Genomic DNA, 16,100 nt, shown 5'->3' with positions numbered 1-16,100 from the left:
CGCTACGCCCGCGTCAGGGACGCCACCCACTCGTCGGAGCCGTCCGTGAAGCGCTGGTGCTTCCAGATCGGCACCCGTTCCTTGACGAGGTCGATGAGCGCCCCGCACGCGGCGAACGCATGCCCGCGATGTGCGGAGGACACGGCCGCGGCGAGCGCGACGTCCCCGACGCCGAGGGACCCGACCCGGTGCAGGACGGCGATCCGGACCTCGGGGTGCTCGGCGGCGATCGTGGCCGCGACCTCGGCGATGACGTCGCCGGCGCTCGGGTGCCGTTCGTAGTGCAGCGCGGTGACGCCCTTGCCGTCGTCGTGGTCGCGCACGACGCCCGCGAAGGTCACCACGGCGCCGTCCTGGTCGGTGGCGACGACCGCAGCGACCTCGTCCACGCCGATGGTCCGGTCGACGACGTCCGCGAGCACCACACGATCCGTGCCGCCGGTCACGAGGCGCTCCGCGGCGCGTGTCCCTCGCCGTGCACCTGTGCCAGGACGTGGTCGAGCAGCCCGTCGAGCACGGCGAGCCCGTCAGCGACACCGCCGCGCGACCCGGGCAGTGTGACGACGAATGCTCCCCCGGAGGCGATGCCGGCGACCCCGCGGCTGAGGAGCGCCGTCGGCCCGGCCCCCGCCAGTCCCCGGCGGCGGATCTCCTCGATGACGCCCGGGAGCTCGAGGTCGAGGAGCGGTGCCACGGCTTCCGGGGTGCGGTCGGTCGGGGTGACCCCGGTGCCGCCGGTGGTGATGACGACGCGCGCATCGGCGATGAGCTCACTGGTCACGGTCTCGGCGACGGGGCCGCCGTCCGCGACGATGACCGGCTCCGGGACGGTGAACTCGCGCTCACGCAGCCACCCGGCGATGACGGGACCCGTGCGGTCGAGGGCGGGATCGGCGGCGGCCTGTGTCGACACGACGACCACGACCGCGCGGCCCCTCGTCGGTTCCGGTCGATGCGGCGCTGCGGTCATCGTGCGCTCCAGTCCCCTGATCGTCCGCCGTGCTTCTCGAGCACCCGGACGTCCGTGATGGTCGCCGCCCGGTCGACGGCCTTCACCATGTCGTACACGGTCAGCGCGCCGACGCTCGCCCCGGTCAGCGCTTCCATCTCGACGCCCGTCCGCGAGGTGGTGCGCACCGACACCTCGACGACCACGCGATCGTCCGCCCCGGTGATGTCGACCTGGACGCCGGCGATGGGCAGCGGGTGGCAGAGCGGGATCAGGTCGGAGGTCTTCTTCACGGCCATGATCGCCGCAATCCGGGCGGTGCCGATGACCTCGCCCTTGGGCAGCGACCCGTCGAGGATCCTGGTCACGACGTCGGGCCGGGTGACGAGGGTCGCGGTCGCGGTGGCCGAGCGGTCGGTGACGTCCTTCGCGGAGACGTCGACCATGTGCGCGCTGCCGTCTGCCCGGACGTGGGAGAGGTCGGACGAGTCGGACGGGTCGGTCATCGGATGCTCCAGACGGTGAGGGGGTCGCCGGGTTCGACGGCTGCCGTGCCGACGGGCACGTGGACCAGGTGGGTGGCGTCGGCGTAGTGGGCGAGGAGGTGCGAGCTCGGGCCGCCGACGAAGTGCACGGCCCCGTCGACCACGGTGCCGCGGCGGACCTGGTGCTTGCCGTCCGGCGAGACTGCTGACGACGCCGCGGGGAGCACCTGTGTCGGGCGGGTGTCGGGCATCCGTGCGGCACGGGCGAGGACGGGGCGCAGGAAGACCTCGAACGAGACGAGCGCCGACACCGGGTTCCCCGGGAAGGAGACGACCGGAACCGGACGCCCGGCGATCGTGACGGTGCCGAAGGCCTGCGGACCACCGGGCTGCATCGCGACCGGGGTCACGGCGAGGCCACGGGGCTCGAGCGCCTGCCGGACGACCTCGTACGCACCGGCGCTGATCCCGCCCGTCGTCAGGACGAGGTCGGCCCAGTCCCCCACGGCGTCGTCGAGCGCGGCGAGGAACCGGGCTTCGTCGTCGGGGACGCGCACCACGCGTGACTCGGCCCCGACCTCGGCGAGCGCGGCCCGCAGCGCGATGCCGTTCGCGTCGTTGATCGCGGCCCCGCCGTCGCCACCGAGTTCGGATCCCGTGGACACGACGAGCACCCTGGGGCGTCTGACGAGTTCGACCCGGTCGACACCGGCAGCGGCGAGCGCCCCGAGCACCGCCGGCGTGAGCGGCGCTCCGCCGTCGACGACGACCGCACCCGCGGCGAGGTCGGAGCCGACGGTCCGGACGAAGGTGCCGGCGGTGAGGTCGGCGGGGACCTCGACCTCCGTGAGCGCCAGTGCCGCGGGGAAGGACCCGGGCGGCGTGGCTTCGACCGGGAACACCGCGTCGGCGCCGTCCGGGATCCGCGCCCCGGTCATGATCGGGGCGGCTTCCCCGGCGAGCAACGGCACCGGGACGACCCCGGCGGCGATCGGCGACACGACGCGCAGCGTCGTCCCGGCGTCTCCGGACCGCACCGCGAACCCGTCCATCTGGCTGTTGTCGAACGCCGGCAGCGGACCAGGTGCGACGACGGCACGACCGAGCACGCGGTACCCGTGCCCTGCGCCGGTGTCGGCGGCGAGGTCGTCGACGAGTCGTGCCTCCTGTCCGAGCGACAGGACCGGCGCGATCAACGCTTCCACGTCGTCGCGGTGCTGACCGATCGTTCGCACGGGGGCCTCCGAATGAGTTCGATGCGGGCCCGGACGGGCGCGTGTCAGTAGCGTAACGAGCGCGCATCGCGCGCCTTGGACGATTCGGAGGACCTGTGGAGAACGACGTGACCGCGACCATCGGTGTGATCGGCGGCTCCGGCCTGTACGAGCTGTTCGCACCGGGAACCGCCGACGAGATGGACGTGGAGACGCCCTTCGGGCCGACCTCCTCCCCCGTCACCGTGGGGACGATGGCGGGCAAGCGCGTCGCGTTCCTCACCCGGCACGGCCGCGAGCACTCGGTGGCACCGCACCTGATCAACCACCGCGCGAACGTCTGGGCGCTGCGGTCCCTCGGGGTCCGCGCGATCGTGTCGTCGAGCGCCGTCGGCGGCCTGCACCCGGACTACGCCCCCGGGACCTTCGTGGTGACGGACCAGCTCATCGACCGGACCTGGGGCCGCGCCGACACGTTCTTCGAGGACCAGGTGCAACACCTGTCGTTCGCCGATCCGTTCGACCCCGTCCTCCGTCGGGTGGCCGTCGACGCGGTCGCCGCACTGGACGTCCCGTTCCGACCGACCGGCACCTGTGTCGTCATCCAGGGGCCGCGGTTCTCGACCCGAGCCGAGTCGGTGTGGATGCGCGAGGCCGGCGGGCACACGATCAACATGACGATGACGCCGGAGGTCCCCCTGGCCGCCGAGCTCGGGATCGGCACGGTGAACCTGTCGTTCGTGACGGACGCCGACGCGGGGCTGGCGCCGAGCGAAGCCGACGCAGCGAGGAGCACCGAGGCCCCCGTGACCCACGCCCTCGTGATGGAACGCCTCGCCCGCGCGAACGAGGTCATCGTCGGCGCGATCGGGAGCATCGTCGGTTCGATCCCGGACGACTTCACGCCGCGGGAGCTCGTCCCCGCGGCGGCCAGTGAGAGCGTCATGGCGGTCAGCGCGTGAGCCGCCTGCTGGTGACGGGTGGCGCGGGCTTCATCGGCTCCGCGATCGTCCGCCGCGCCCTGGCCGACGGCCACGAGGTGCGGGTGCTCGACTCCCTCCGCGCCGACGTGCACGGGGACCCCGCCGACGTCGTCGCCGACCACGAGCGGCGCGGCATCGCGTTCGTGCACGGCGACGTCCGCGATCGGGTGGCCCTCGAAGCCGCACTCGACGGCGTCGACGTGGTGTGCCACCAGGCCGCGAAGGTCGGTCTCGGCGTCGACTTCCAGGACGCCCCTGACTACGTCTCGAGCAACGACGCCGGCACCGCCCACGTGCTCGCCGGCATGGACCGGTCCGGCATCGGCCGGCTCGTCGTCGCGAGCTCGATGGTCGTCTACGGCGAGGGCGCGTACACGACCTCCGACGGCACGCCGATGCGTCCGCCTGCTCGTCGCCGCGAGGACCTCGACGCCGGCCGCTTCGACCCGATCGGACCGGACGGCGAGCCACTCGTCCCCGGGCTCATCGACGAGTCCGCCGCGCTCGACCCCCGCAACGTGTACGCGCAGACGAAGGTCGCGCAGGAGCACCTCGCGTCGTCGTGGGCCCGCGCCACCGGCGGCCGCGCGGTCGCGCTCCGCTACCACAACGTGTACGGACCGGGCATGCCCGCGAACACCCCCTACGCCGGAGTTGCCTCGCTGTTCCGGAGTGCGATCGCTCGCGGCGAGGCCCCTCGCGTCTTCGAGGACGGCGCCCAGCGTCGTGACTTCGTCCACGTGGACGACGTCGCCGGAGCGAACCTCGCGTCGATCGGGGCGACCGGCTCCATGGACCCGGACTCGTTCCGCGCGTACAACGTCGGGTCGGGCACCGCGCACACGATCGGCGACATGGCCGCGGCGATCGCGGGGACGGCCGGGCTCACTCCCGTCGTCACCGGCGAGTACCGGCTCGGTGACGTCCGGCACGTCACGGCGTCGTCCGCGCGGATCGCGGACGAGCTCGGCTGGCGCGCCGAGGTCGACTTCGAGCGCGGCATGCGCGCGTTCGCGGACGCGCCGCTCCGCGCAGCCGTGCGCTGACGCGCCGTCCCGGCCACGAACCGGACGGGAGGCTCGTGACGGCCCCGCCACGAGCCTCCCGTCCGGTACTCGCCCGCTCGCCGAGTGGTCACGACACCCCGTCCGCGTGACGCTGACCGGTCACAAGCCGTCGCCCGCGAGGCCCGGAATCGACAGGTCGTGACCGCCCGACGGAACTGAGCGGGGAGTCGTGACCACTCGACGACGGCCCGGCCCGCCCGGTCCGGGGGCCTACCCGGCCCGGCCCGGCCCGGCGCGCCCGCGCCGCGTCGTTCCTGTGCGCGCACCGGACACGGGGTACGAAGGACCTGCACATCCCCAGCGACTCGTCGGTTGAGTGGTGCGTATGGCAACGTCCTCCAGTCGCAACGGCCGACCGCACCGAATGGTGGACATGAAGGTCGACGTCATCCTCCCCTGTCTCGACGAGGCCGATGCCCTGCCGACGGTCATCGGTCGTCTGCCGGACGGCTACCGCGCCATCGTGGTGGACAACGGCTCGACCGACGGCTCCGCGGACATCGCACGCGCGCTCGGGGCCCTCGTGGTCACCGAGTCCCGCCGCGGCTTCGGCAGCGCATGCGCCGCCGGCGTCGAGGCCGCCACCGCCGAGTACGTCGCCTTCTGCGACGCCGACGCCTCGATGGACCCGGCAGAGCTCCCGCCGCTGGTCCGCCGCGTCGCGGAGGGCCGCACCGACCTGGCGCTCGGCCGCCGCGTCCCGACCACCCCTGGCGCATGGGCCCCACACGCTCGCTTCGCGAACCGCGTCCTCGCCGTGCTCATGCACCGGGCGACCGGGTACCGCCTGCGCGACCTCGGCCCGATGCGCGTGATGCGCCGCGAGGACCTCGTCGCGCTCGACCTGCAAGACCGCCGGAGCGGCTACCCGCTCGAGATGGTCCTCGCCGCCCACGCCGCCGGCTGGCGTGTCGACGAGTCCGACATCGGCTACGCCCAGCGCGTCGGCGACAGCAAGGTCACCGGAACGCTCCGCGGCACGATCAACGCGGTGCGGGACATGACGCGCCTGCTGCGCGAGTACCGCCAGGAGGCTCGGACCCGGTCCGACGCGCCGGGTCCGGTCCGCCGCACGGCCGGCTCCACCGCCCCCTCCGCCTCCGGTTCCACCGCAGCCTCCGCCGTCGAGGAGGTGCGCTCATGAGCGCCACCGCGACCACCCCGATCACGGTCGTCGTGATCGCCAAGGAGTGTCTGCCCGGCCGGGTGAAGACCCGGCTGACCCCGGCGCTCTCCCCCGAGGCGGCCGCCCGGGTCGCGAGCGCGAGCCTCGACGACACGCTCCGCACCGTCGCCGCACTGCCCGTCGAGCGGCGCGTGCTGTTCTTCGACGGCTCGGTCGTCCCGGGAGCGGCCGCTGGTTTCGACGTCCTGCACCAGCCGGGCGGCGGCCTCGACGAGCGCCTCGGCTTCCTGTTCGACACGATGACCGGACCCACGCTGCTGGTCGGCATGGACACCCCGCAGGTCTCGGTCGATGACGTCGCACCCGTGCTCGACGCCCCCGACCGCGACGCCTGGTTCGGTCCGGCCGAGGACGGCGGCTTCTGGTCCCTGTACCTCCGCGAGCCGACGGGCGACCTGCTGCGCGGGGTCCCGATGTCCCAGGACGACACGGGTGCCGTGCAGCTGGCACGTCTGACGGCGGCCGGGCTCGACGTCGGCGTGCTCACCGAGCTGCTCGACGTGGACACGATCGACGATGCCGGTGTCGTCGCCGGACTCGCGCCGGACTCCGGGTTCGCCGCTGCCCTGCGCGCCGAGGACGGCGCACTCACCGCCGGAGGCGCCCGATGAGCGACATCACCCAGACCGCTGTCACCTTCGGCACCGGCGGCGACGAACCCTACGCACGGGCACTCCGGAGCGACGGCCGTCTCCGCCTCACCGACCCCGACCGCCCCGGCGTCGGCATCACGATGGACGTCGGACGGTGGAGTGCTGCCGCCGACCGCGTCGACCGCTCCCTGCTGGACGACGTCGACGGCCCCGTGATCGACATCGGCTGCGGTCCCGGGCGGATGCTCGTCGCGGCGCGCACGCTCGGCATCCCCGCACTCGGGGTCGACGTCTCCGCCGAGGCCGTCGCGATCGCGCGGCGCTCCGGCGGCCGGGCGATCCAGGGCTCCGTGTTCGACCCCGTCCCCGACGAGGGACGCTGGGACACCGCCCTCGTCCTCGACGGCAACATCGGCATCGGGGGCGACCCCGCCGCACTCCTCGCGCGCTGCCGCGACATCGTCAGGGCCGGCGGTCGCGTCGTCGTCGAGACGCACACGGACCCGACCGCCGACCGCACCTACCGGGCCCGCGTGGTGGACACCGACGGCCACGAGAGCGCCGAGTTCCCGTGGGCCGAGGTCGGCCTCGACGCCCTGCACCGACACGCCGCGGACGGCGGGCTGGTGGCCCGACAGAGCTGGACGGTCGCCGGACGGAGCTTCTGCGAGCTCGTCGCCTGAGCCCGGCTCTTCTTTTGCATTCTGCAAGACAAGGGCGTAGTGTGATCCTCGTAAGCCGACGGCGTCAGGTTCGTCGGAAGCGGCGTTCCCGATGCTGCCAACCACACATCGAGGAGACCACCATGACGAACAGCACCTTCCCGTTCGGCGGCACCTTCGTGTCCGGACTCGGCGAGCGCGACGAGCTCGGCAGCTACACGGGCACGACCGCCCGCACCCACCAGACGGTGGGCACCTACACGGGCGTGCCGACCGGCAGCCGGCTCGGGCGCTTCGTCGACACGCAGTCCGCACGCCCCGGTACGTCGACGTCCTCGAACCGCACCGTCACCGGTTCGTTCCGCACCGCGACGGGCTCGTTCCGGACGGCATGAGCGCGCACGGCGCACACTGACCGCGAGCGGTCGTCCCTTCCCGGGTTTCCCCCCTTTCACCCGGGCCGGGGCGGCCGCTCGCTCACGTCGTGACGGACGGGAGGCTCGTGGCGGCCCCGCCACGAGCCTCCCGTCCGCCTGTCCAGCGCGCACCGCGCGGCGCACCTGAGCGCGCCGCCCGCGGCGATGCCAGGATGGAGGCATGAACGACCGCGCCGGTACCCCAGCGACCGCAGACGACCTCGTCGACCTCGACGCCCTCATCGCCGCGTACTACGAGCGCGTCCCGGACGTCTCGATCGCCGAGCAGAAGGTGGTGTTCGGCACCTCGGGGCACCGCGGCTCCTCACTCGACACCGCGTTCAACGACACCCACATCGCCGCCATCACGCAGGCGATCGTCGAGTACCGGCAGTCGCAGGGCACCGACGGTCCGCTGTTCATCGGCCGCGACACCCACGCGCTCTCCGGCCCGGCCGAACGCACCGCGCTCGAGGTCCTCGCCGCGAACGACGTGCACGTCCTCGCGGACAGCGAGAACGGCTACGTGCCGACGCCGGCGCTCAGCCACGCGATCATCCGCTACAACCGCGCGGGCAACCCGGACACCGCTGACGGCATCGTCATCACGCCGAGCCACAATCCGCCCCGCGACGGCGGCTTCAAGTACAACCCCCCGCACGGCGGTCCCGCGGACAGCGACGCCACGTCGTGGATCGCGAACCGTGCGAACGCGATCATCGAGGGCGGCAACGCCGAGGTCAAGCGCACCGAGCACGCCACGCCCGACCGCTACGACTTCCTGCACACCTACGTCGCGGACCTCGAGAACATCATCGACATCCCGGCGATCAAGCGAGCCGGCGTGAAGATCGGCGCCGACCCGCTCGGCGGCGCATCCCTGCCGTACTGGAACGCGATCCGCGACCACTACGGCCTCGACCTCACCGTCGTGAACCCCGACGTCGACCCGACCTGGTCGTTCATGACGCTCGACTGGGACGGCAAGATCCGGATGGACCCGTCGAGCCCGTCCGCGATGGCATCGGTCCTCGCGCACAAGGACGAGTTCGACGTGCTGACCGGCAACGACGCGGACTCCGACCGGCACGGCATCGTCACGCCCGACGGCGGGCTGATGAACCCGAACCACTACCTCGCCGTCGCGATCGAGTACCTCTACGCGCACCGCCCGGCCTGGCGCGAGGACGCGGCGATCGGCAAGACCCTGGTCTCGTCGAGCATCATCGACCGCGTCGCGGAGTCCCTCGGCCGTCGCCTGTGGGAGGTCCCGGTCGGCTTCAAGTGGTTCGTCCCCGGCCTGATCGACGGCTCGGTGGCCTTCGGTGGCGAGGAGTCGGCCGGCGCCTCGTTCCTCCGCACCGACGGCACCGCGTGGACGACGGACAAGGACGGCATCATCCTGGCGCTCCTGGCGTCGGAGATCGTCGCGGTCACGGGCAAGACCCCCTCGCAGCTCTACGCCGAGCTGACCGACCGCTTCGGCGCACCGGTCTACCAGCGCGTCGACGCGGCGGCCAGCAAGGAGCAGAAGGCACGGCTGTCGAAGCTCGACGGCGACGCCATCACCGCCGAGACCCTGGCGGGCGACCCGATCACCGCGAAGCTCTCGAAGGCGCCGGGGAACGACGCGGCGGTCGGTGGCGTCAAGGTCGTCACGGACAAGGCGTGGTTCGCCGCGCGTCCGTCCGGGACCGAGGACGTCTACAAGATCTACGCCGAGAGCTTCGTCTCCCAGGAGCACCTGGAGCAGGTGCAGCGCGAGGCGAAGGAGATCGTCGACGCCGCGCTCGGCGCGTAGCGGCGGCAGCGGCGGGGGTCAGTCCTCCGCCGCCGCCATCGCCAGTTCGCAGAACATCGCGTCCGCCCACGAGAACCACGGCCGCGAGAACTGCGTCGGGTCGTCGACGTCGAACGCCTCGTGCACGTCGCCGGTGCCGCCGTCGGTGGCCACGAGCAGGTCGACGACCTCGCGCCGTCGCGACGGTGCGCCCGACACCAGCCCATCGACGGCGAGTGCGATCGGCCACACCCGGCCGGGCAGGGTGTGCGGGCTCCCGATCCCGGATGCGCTCGCGCCGCTGAACCAGTACGGGTTCGCCGGCGACGTCACGAACGCGCGGGTCGCCGCCCACACCGCGGGGTCCACGACGGACGGGGCCGAGAGCGGCAGGGAGAGCAACGACGGGGTGTTCGCGTCGTCCATGAGCAGGACGCCGCCGAGGCCGTCGACCTCGTACGCGTAGACGTCGGCTCCGGACGGTCCCGGCACGACCCCGTGCGCCGCGACGCCGTCCGTGATCGACGACCGGAGCGTGTCGGCGTCGTCGGCGAGGACCGGATCGTCCCAGACGTCGCGGGCGATGGACGCGACCGCGAGGAGAGCCTCGGCGGCGAACAGGTTCGCCGGGACGTTGTACCCGAAGGTGCAGGCGTCGTCCGATGGCCGGAACCCGCTCCACGTCATGCCCGTCACGGCCACGGGGCTCCCGCGCCCGTCCCGTGTCAGGGTCTCGGTCGCCTTCGCGCCCGGACGGACGAACCGGTACGCGGAGCGGTCGTGGTCCGTCTCGAGTCGCCACTGGTCGACGATCGTCCGGAACACCCGGTGCGCCCGGTCGTCGAGCGCGGCGGTGTCGCCGGTGGCCCGCCACAGCGCGTGCGCGAACGTCACCGGGTAGCCGAGGCTGTCCACCTCGTACTTCTGCTCCCACACGAGCGGGTCGTCGTGCAGGTCGTCCGGGTCGTAGTGCGCGCCGTCCGGCTCCCGGTTGAAGGAGTTGGCGTACGGGTCGTGCTCGATGAGCCGGATCTGCCGCCGCACCACCGACCAGAGCACCGCGGCGAGCTCCTGGCACTCCCCGACGAGCCGCAGGTAGGGGGTCATCTGCGTCGTGGAGTCCCGCAGCCACATCGCCGGGATGTCGCCGGTGATGACGAACGCGCCCGCTTCGTCGACGCTGATCGTGTCGCGGAGGGTCCGCAGCAGGGCCCGTTCGACCCGGTCGCCGACGTCGTCACCGACCGACGCACGGACACGGTCGGCCGCCGCGCGGATGGTCGGAGCGATGCGATCGAGGTCGACGCCGCTCACGACACCCACGGGATGCGTCCGTCGTCGTCGGTCACGCGGACGAGTCGAGCGGAGTCCGGTGGCGTGGTGACGTCCTCGGTCCAGCACAGCACGTCGAGCGGCCGGGCACCGAGCCGGAGGTCGTCGCCCCAGGTCCCGAGCGCGTCCAGCCCGAGCACGTACTCCCCCCGCACCGTCGCCCCCGCCCGGACGTCCAGCGTGACGAGTGCGAGCACCCGACGTCGCCGCGGGCGCACGCCGGGCTCCAGCCGGCGCGACCAGAGCGGCACGGCGACGCGGCGGTCGTGTCCCGACTCGTTGGTCACGACCACCGGGACGGTCACCACCGCGCCGCCCAGGAGGCTCGACGCCGTGAGCGCGCCACGCACGTCCCCGAGTCCCACCTGGACCCCCGCGCCCGGCCCCGGCAGACCGAGCGGCAGGGACGGCTCGTCGACGTCGACGTAGCCGCGAGCGGTCTCGAGCCGCTCGTCGTGCGCCACCGGCCAGGTTCCGTCGGCCGCGGGCCAGGTCGCGGGCAGCCGACCCTCCGCCGGCGCTCCGAGGAGCACGTCCACCACGGCCGCACCGCCCGCCGGTCCGGGGAACGGCACGACCAGCACGGCGTCCGCGAGCGCCGTCACCGCGGTCAGGACGCGGGGCCGCCCGTCGACGACCACCGCCACGACGGGCAGCCCGGCGTCCCGCGCTGCACGGAGGACCGCGAGCTGGGCCTCCGGGATCGCCACCGACGCCAGGTCGACGCCCTCGCCGTTCGTCGTGTCCGGTGCCGGGCCGCTGACGGCACCGTTGTCCTCGAAGCCGTCGTCGTAGGTCCGGCGACTGGACCCGCCGAGCACGACCACCGCGACGTCCGCACCGGCGAGGGCTGCGGCGACGTCGGCCGACGTGTCCGGGCCCGGCAGGGGTCGGCGGAGGCCGCTCCCCTGGGCGTACCGGACCCGGTCGGGACCGAGCCTGGCCTCCAGTGCGGAGCGCACCGTCGACGCTGCCGGATCGCTCGTCGGGCGCGGCGGCGAGTAGTCGCCGAGCTGCGCGTCCAGGTCGTCGGCGTTCGGACCGAGGAGCGCGACGATCGAGTCGGCACGCACACGTGGTGCGGAGTCCCTCAGGGCGACGACGGCGCGGTGTGCGGCTCGGTCCGCGAGGACGACGGTCTCGCGCTCGGCACCGGTGACGGTCGCCGGGGCCTCGCCGAACAGCCCGACCCGCTCCTTGACCGCCAGGACCCGGTCGACCGCGCGGTCCAGGTCGGCGAGGTCCACGAGCCCACGGTCGAGCGCTTCGTCGAGGTGCGTGAACGCCTCGTCCCACAGGCTGAGGTCCACCCCGGCGCGGAGGGCGAGGGCAGCGGCGGTCGCCGGGTCGGGAGTGACGTCGCGGAGTCGGTCGACGGCCGTGCCGTCGGCCATCACCAGACCGTCCCACCCCCAGGCATCGCGGATCGTGGCGGTGAGGAGGTCGCGGTTGCCGCAGCACGGGACGCCGTCGACGTCGTTGTAGGCGGCCATGAACCCGACCACGTGCTCACGGGCGGCGGCGAGCGCCGGCGGCAGGTGCACCTCGGCGAGTTCGCGCCGACCGATCGGCGCACCGGAGCCGTTGCGTCCGCCGATCCCGGCGCCCTGCCCGGCGAGGTGCTTCGCGACGACGGCGACGTGCCGTCCGTCGATGGGGCCGTCACCGCCGCCCTGCATGCCACGGACGGTCGCCCCGACCATGAGCGCGGCGAGGGCGGCGTCCTCGGACCAGCACTCCTCGGCGCGTCCCCACCGGGGATCGCGGAGGACGTCGAGGCCGGAGACCAGCGCGACGTGGGTGCCTCGCGCCCGGACCTCGGCAGCGACGGCGGCGGCGAGCTCCTCCACCAGCTCCACGTCCATCGCCGCGCCGAGGGCCAGGTTCACGGGGACGGTCGTCCCGCCGAGGGCCTGCAGTCCGTGCGGGACCTCTTCCACGAACAGGGTCGGGACGCGGCCGTCGCTGTTGGCCACGACGTGGTCCTGGACCGCCGCGTACGCCTCGCCGGTGCGTTCCGGCGGGATGCCGTTGCCCCAGTGCACACCGGACCACGGGTCGGCGCGGAGGACCCCGTACACCGCGCCGATGCCGCCCCACCGGTCGACCTCGGCCCGGAGGACGTCCGTGATGCGAGGGCGTCCGTCGACCCAGCGGACGGCTTCCCAGCCCTTGAGCCGCTGGTTGACCTGGCCGATCCGGGCGCGGACGTCGAGGTCGGCGGCCCGCGGGGCGGAGCCGGCAGCGGGGGCGGTGCCGGTCGTGGGGGCGGTGCCGGTCGTGGGGTCGGTGTCGGTCATCCCTTGATCGCCCCGGAGACCAGCGCCTTCTGCATCTGCCGCTGGAGGATCGTGTACACGAGGTACACCGGCAGCAGGGTGACGAGCGTGCCCGCCATGAGCATCCCGTAGTCGGTCCCCGCGTCGACCTTGAGCGTCGGCAGCGCGACCTGGATCGTCCGTTGCGCGGTGTCCGGGCCGATCAGCACGAGGGCGTAGAGGTACTCGTTCCAGAACGACAGGAAGTTCAGCAGCAGCACGGTCGCGATCCCGGGGATGCAGATCGGGAGGTACACCTGCCGCATCACCTGCCAGGCGGACGCGCCGTCCATCGACGCCGCTTCCTCCAGCTCGCGCGGGATGGTCCGCATGAACTGGGTCAGGATGACCACGGCCAGGGGCATGGCCGTGGCCGGCAGGAGCAGCACGAGGAAGGTCCTGGTGTGGAACAGTCCCATCGCGGCCGCGAGCAGGAACGTCGGGAAGAGCGCAGCGAACGACGGGATGAGGAACCCGAGGGAGAACAGTGCCTCGACGACCCGTCCGGCGCGACCGGTTGCTCGTGCGAGCGCGAACGACGCGGGGAGCGCGAGCACGAGGGTCAGCACCAACGCGGCGACGGTCGTGATCGCGGAGTTCGCGATCGCAGGACCGAGCGATGCCTGTCGCACGGCGTCGGTGAAGTTGCTGAGGTCCCAGCTGGCTGGCAGCGCCAGCGGCGACTCGAAGATGCCGTCGTTGTCCTTGAAGGACGACACGACGAAGTAGTAGAACGGCAGGATCAGCAGGGCGGCGTAGACCCACGCGATGGTGCCGCCGGTGATCGAGCCGATGCGGTCGCGGAGGCGGGTGCCTGCGGTCGGTTTCGCCATGGTGGTCTCCCTGGTCAGTGCGTCTTGCGCAGGACGCGGCGGATGATGAACATGCCCACGAGCCCGAGGACGAAGAGGACCACGCCGACGGCCTGGCTGTAGCCGAGGTCGGTGTCGACGAACGCCTTCTGGTACACGAGGTACGACAACGTCGTGGTGGCGGTCCCCGGCCCGCCCTGGGTCAGCAGCAGCACGTTCTGCGCCGAGCTGAAGAGCATCGACAGGAACTGCAGCATGGCGACGACGCCGATGAAGTCGCGTGCGATCGGCCAGTACACACCCCACGCGAGCCGCCACGATCCGGCGCCGTCCATCCGGGCCGCCTGGACGACCTCGCCGTCGACGCCGTCGAGCCGCGACGCGATGAGCACGGCCGAGTAGCCGATGCCCGCCCAGAGGTCGACGACGATGAGGGCGCCGAGCGCGGTGGCCGGATCCGCGAGCCAGGCCTTCCCGCCGATGCCGAGCGTCGCGAGCACCCCGTTGACGAGGCCGTCGGGGTTGAGCATCGCGTAGAACATCATGGCCGTCGCCGGAGCGGAGATCAGCGCGGGGATGAAGAGCAGGTAGCGGAGCACCTTGTGCCCCCTGGGCTTCTGCACGACGTGGAACGCGAGCAGGAACGCCAACACGATCATGACCGGGAGCCCGACGACGATCTGGATCGTGCTGTTCCGCACGGCGGCCCAGAAGGTCTCGTCGGAGAACAGCACGCGGAAGTTGTCGAGCCCAGCGAACGTCGGGGTGACGAGCATGCCGGGCCAGCTCAGGAACGCGATGACGATCATCGCGACGACCGGGCCGATCATGAAGAGGCCGTACCAGACCAGCGCCGGGATCGCGAAGGTCGGGAAGCGGCCACGGGCCTCGCCGACGCCGGTGGCCCCGCGTCGGGACCGGTTCGGGGGCGTTCCGGCGGACCGGACGGGTGGTTCCTCGACGAGCACTGCCATGGGAGCTCCTTCTCGTGCGGGTGGTCAGGCGGCCGTGTAGGCGCGCTCGAACAGGTCGATGATCCGTTCGGCCGACGTGCCAGAGCCGTACGCGAGCGACGTCGCGCGGATCATCGGCTCGTACGCCGAGTCCGGAACGAGCAGGTCGGGCAGCATCACCGGGGTGACCTGGTCGTCGGTGAGGGCGGACGCCTGCGCGACGAGCGGGAAGTCCTGACTGACGGTGTCCGTGATGCGGCTCATGTCGCGTCCGGAGTCGAGGACGAACTCGCTGGTGACGGCCGGCGAGTACAGGTACTGCACGAACGGCTTGATCAGGTCGAGCTTCTCGCGGCCGTTCTCGCTGATCCAGATGCCGTGCCCGTTGTAGCTCTTGATGACGCTCGGGTGCGTGATCGCGGCGTTCGCGGACGGTACCGGCCAGCCGCCCACCGTGACCTCGGCCGCACGCTCCTTCGACACGAGCGCGAGCGCCGACGACATCGCCGGGACGATCGCGGCCTTGCGCGTGTTGAACTGCGTGAGCTCGGAGTCCGAGGTGAAGCCCTGGACCGAGTCGACGAAGACGCCGGCGTCGCGGAGCTCGACGAAGTGCTCGACGCCCCGGACCGCGCCGGCGCTCTCCGAGATCTTGCCGGTGGAGAAGACCTTCGTGGCCTCGTCCTGGGTGATGAACCCCTGCATGATCTGCATGAGGAGCTTCTGCCCGCTCCAGTCGGAGCCGCCGACGGTCACCGGCCCGATGCCGGCGGCACGGAGCCGGTCCGCCGCGGCGACGAGCTGGTCGGACGTGGTCGGGATCTCGCTCACGCCCGCCTGCTCCAGCAGGGCGGTGTTGAACGACACCGGCCAGTTCGTCCTGGTGAACGGGAACGCCCGGACGCGGCCCTGGTCGTCGGTCCACTCGTCGATGGCCTCTGGGATGATCGCGTCCCGCAGCCCCCAGTCGTCGAGGTACTGGTTCACGGGGATCGTGGCGTGCTCCCCCGTCCAGGACAGGGTGCGCCCGACCATGTTGACGATGGCGACGTCGGCTTCCTTGCCCGCGAGCGAACTCGTCTCGAACACGATCGGCAGGTCTGACCCGTTCGACAGGAGCGCGACCCTGCGGCTCGTGCGTCGTCGGTATGCGGCGACGACGTCGGTGAACGTCCTGGCCCCCGCGACGGCACCGCTCAACTGGGTGTGCACGCTGAGGGTCCCCGGCCCGCTCGACGCCGGTGTGAGCGCGGCGCACCCGGCGAGGATCGGGGCCAGGACCCCGGCGCCGAGGCCGGCGCCGAGGAGGGTCCGCCTGCTGATTCCGTCCGTCACGGTGCCTCCTTGGCA

The 16,100-nt window shown here is 72.6% G+C and carries 16 protein-coding genes; 7 read left to right on the top strand and 9 right to left on the bottom strand.

What is annotated here, in order from left to right; genetic code table 11:
* Window positions 1-2: 2 nt before the first annotated feature.
* Genes AAEP80_RS07015 through glp form a run of 4 tightly spaced genes read right to left on the bottom strand, consistent with a single transcriptional unit; the run spans window position 3 to window position 2,669 of the window.
* Complete coding sequence (locus AAEP80_RS07015; RefSeq protein WP_420366496.1) at window positions 3-446, bottom strand: molybdenum cofactor biosynthesis protein MoaE; 444 nt, start codon at window positions 444-446, stop codon at window positions 3-5.
* Complete coding sequence (locus AAEP80_RS07010) at window positions 443-970, bottom strand: MogA/MoaB family molybdenum cofactor biosynthesis protein (RefSeq protein WP_420366495.1); 528 nt, start codon at window positions 968-970, stop codon at window positions 443-445. Before AAEP80_RS07010 ends, AAEP80_RS07015 begins: the two co-directional genes overlap by 4 nt.
* A complete protein-coding gene (moaC, locus tag AAEP80_RS07005; protein ID WP_413602781.1) occupies window positions 967-1,455 on the bottom strand; it encodes a cyclic pyranopterin monophosphate synthase MoaC in 489 nt (162 codons plus the stop codon). The genes AAEP80_RS07010 and moaC overlap by 4 nt, the downstream gene beginning before the upstream one ends.
* The gene (gene glp, locus AAEP80_RS07000; RefSeq protein WP_420366494.1) at window positions 1,452-2,669 is read right to left on the bottom strand and encodes a gephyrin-like molybdotransferase Glp; all 1,218 of its coding nucleotides are present in this window, start codon (window positions 2,667-2,669) and stop codon (window positions 1,452-1,454) included. The genes moaC and glp overlap by 4 nt, the downstream gene beginning before the upstream one ends.
* 107 nt (window positions 2,670-2,776) lie before the next feature.
* On the opposite strand from glp, the gene AAEP80_RS06995 reads away from it, so the two are divergent.
* The 7 genes from AAEP80_RS06995 (at window position 2,777) to pgm (ending at window position 9,356) form a co-directional block, all read left to right on the top strand.
* On the top strand, window positions 2,777-3,610 hold the full coding sequence (locus AAEP80_RS06995) for an MTAP family purine nucleoside phosphorylase (RefSeq protein ID WP_420366493.1): 834 nt from the start codon (window positions 2,777-2,779) through the stop codon (window positions 3,608-3,610).
* Window positions 3,607-4,677 carry an NAD-dependent epimerase/dehydratase family protein gene (locus AAEP80_RS06990; RefSeq protein ID WP_420366492.1) on the top strand — a complete coding sequence of 357 codons (1,071 nt, stop codon included), beginning with the start codon at window positions 3,607-3,609 and terminating at the stop codon, window positions 4,675-4,677. Before AAEP80_RS06995 ends, AAEP80_RS06990 begins: the two co-directional genes overlap by 4 nt.
* A 394-nt stretch (window positions 4,678-5,071) precedes the next feature.
* On the top strand, window positions 5,072-5,842 hold the full coding sequence (locus AAEP80_RS06985) for a glycosyltransferase family 2 protein (protein WP_420366491.1): 771 nt from the start codon (window positions 5,072-5,074) through the stop codon (window positions 5,840-5,842).
* Window positions 5,839-6,495, top strand: coding sequence for a TIGR04282 family arsenosugar biosynthesis glycosyltransferase (locus AAEP80_RS06980; protein WP_420366490.1), 657 nt, complete (start codon window positions 5,839-5,841; stop codon window positions 6,493-6,495). Before AAEP80_RS06985 ends, AAEP80_RS06980 begins: the two co-directional genes overlap by 4 nt.
* Complete coding sequence (locus AAEP80_RS06975) at window positions 6,492-7,160, top strand: class I SAM-dependent DNA methyltransferase (RefSeq protein ID WP_420366489.1); 669 nt, start codon at window positions 6,492-6,494, stop codon at window positions 7,158-7,160. Before AAEP80_RS06980 ends, AAEP80_RS06975 begins: the two co-directional genes overlap by 4 nt.
* Before the next feature lie 122 nt (window positions 7,161-7,282).
* On the top strand, window positions 7,283-7,534 hold the full coding sequence (locus AAEP80_RS06970) for a hypothetical protein (protein ID WP_420366488.1): 252 nt from the start codon (window positions 7,283-7,285) through the stop codon (window positions 7,532-7,534).
* Between the two features lie 202 nt (window positions 7,535-7,736).
* Complete coding sequence (gene pgm, locus AAEP80_RS06965; protein ID WP_402728179.1) at window positions 7,737-9,356, top strand: phosphoglucomutase (alpha-D-glucose-1,6-bisphosphate-dependent); 1,620 nt, start codon at window positions 7,737-7,739, stop codon at window positions 9,354-9,356.
* Between the two features lie 18 nt (window positions 9,357-9,374).
* Here pgm and AAEP80_RS06960 read toward each other — a convergent pair whose 3' ends face one another.
* The 5 genes from AAEP80_RS06960 to AAEP80_RS06940 are packed head-to-tail and all read right to left on the bottom strand — an operon-like array spanning window position 9,375 to window position 16,085.
* Window positions 9,375-10,649, bottom strand: a complete 1,275-nt coding sequence (locus AAEP80_RS06960; RefSeq protein WP_420366487.1) for a glycoside hydrolase family 125 protein — start codon at window positions 10,647-10,649, stop codon at window positions 9,375-9,377.
* Window positions 10,646-12,967, bottom strand: a complete 2,322-nt coding sequence (locus tag AAEP80_RS06955; protein WP_420366486.1) for a glycoside hydrolase family 3 protein — start codon at window positions 12,965-12,967, stop codon at window positions 10,646-10,648. Before AAEP80_RS06955 ends, AAEP80_RS06960 begins: the two co-directional genes overlap by 4 nt.
* The gene (locus tag AAEP80_RS06950) at window positions 12,964-13,818 is read right to left on the bottom strand and encodes a carbohydrate ABC transporter permease (protein ID WP_420366485.1); all 855 of its coding nucleotides are present in this window, start codon (window positions 13,816-13,818) and stop codon (window positions 12,964-12,966) included. The genes AAEP80_RS06955 and AAEP80_RS06950 overlap by 4 nt, the downstream gene beginning before the upstream one ends.
* Before the next feature lie 14 nt (window positions 13,819-13,832).
* Entirely contained in the window at window positions 13,833-14,771 is a 939-nt protein-coding gene (locus AAEP80_RS06945; RefSeq protein ID WP_420366484.1) for a carbohydrate ABC transporter permease, read from the bottom strand.
* A gap of 24 nt (window positions 14,772-14,795) precedes the next feature.
* Window positions 14,796-16,085, bottom strand: a complete 1,290-nt coding sequence (locus AAEP80_RS06940; protein WP_413602792.1) for an ABC transporter substrate-binding protein — start codon at window positions 16,083-16,085, stop codon at window positions 14,796-14,798.
* Window positions 16,086-16,100: the final 15 nt, after the last annotated feature.

The organism is Curtobacterium sp. L3-7, from assembly GCF_048756585.1.
Lineage (GTDB): Bacteria > Actinomycetota > Actinomycetes > Actinomycetales > Microbacteriaceae > Curtobacterium.
Note: the sequence above shows the minus strand (reverse complement) of the source record. Positions and strands in the feature narration are given on the sequence as shown.

Excerpts from the sequence above, each read along its gene's own strand:
- AAEP80_RS07010 (WP_420366495.1), bottom strand. The coding sequence starts at position 970 with ATGACCGCAGCGCCGCATCGACCGGAACCGACGAGGGGCCGCGCGGTC.
- moaC (WP_413602781.1), bottom strand. The coding sequence starts at position 1,455 with ATGACCGACCCGTCCGACTCGTCCGACCTCTCCCACGTCCGGGCAGAC.
- AAEP80_RS06985 (WP_420366491.1), top strand. The coding sequence starts at position 5,072 with ATGAAGGTCGACGTCATCCTCCCCTGTCTCGACGAGGCCGATGCCCTG.
- AAEP80_RS06980 (WP_420366490.1), top strand. The coding sequence starts at position 5,839 with ATGAGCGCCACCGCGACCACCCCGATCACGGTCGTCGTGATCGCCAAG.
- AAEP80_RS06975 (WP_420366489.1), top strand. The coding sequence starts at position 6,492 with ATGAGCGACATCACCCAGACCGCTGTCACCTTCGGCACCGGCGGCGAC.
- AAEP80_RS06970 (WP_420366488.1), top strand. The coding sequence starts at position 7,283 with ATGACGAACAGCACCTTCCCGTTCGGCGGCACCTTCGTGTCCGGACTC.
- pgm (WP_402728179.1), top strand. The coding sequence starts at position 7,737 with ATGAACGACCGCGCCGGTACCCCAGCGACCGCAGACGACCTCGTCGAC.
- AAEP80_RS06955 (WP_420366486.1), bottom strand. The coding sequence starts at position 12,967 with ATGACCGACACCGACCCCACGACCGGCACCGCCCCCACGACCGGCACC.
- AAEP80_RS06950 (WP_420366485.1), bottom strand. The coding sequence starts at position 13,818 with ATGGCGAAACCGACCGCAGGCACCCGCCTCCGCGACCGCATCGGCTCG.
- AAEP80_RS06945 (WP_420366484.1), bottom strand. The coding sequence starts at position 14,771 with ATGGCAGTGCTCGTCGAGGAACCACCCGTCCGGTCCGCCGGAACGCCC.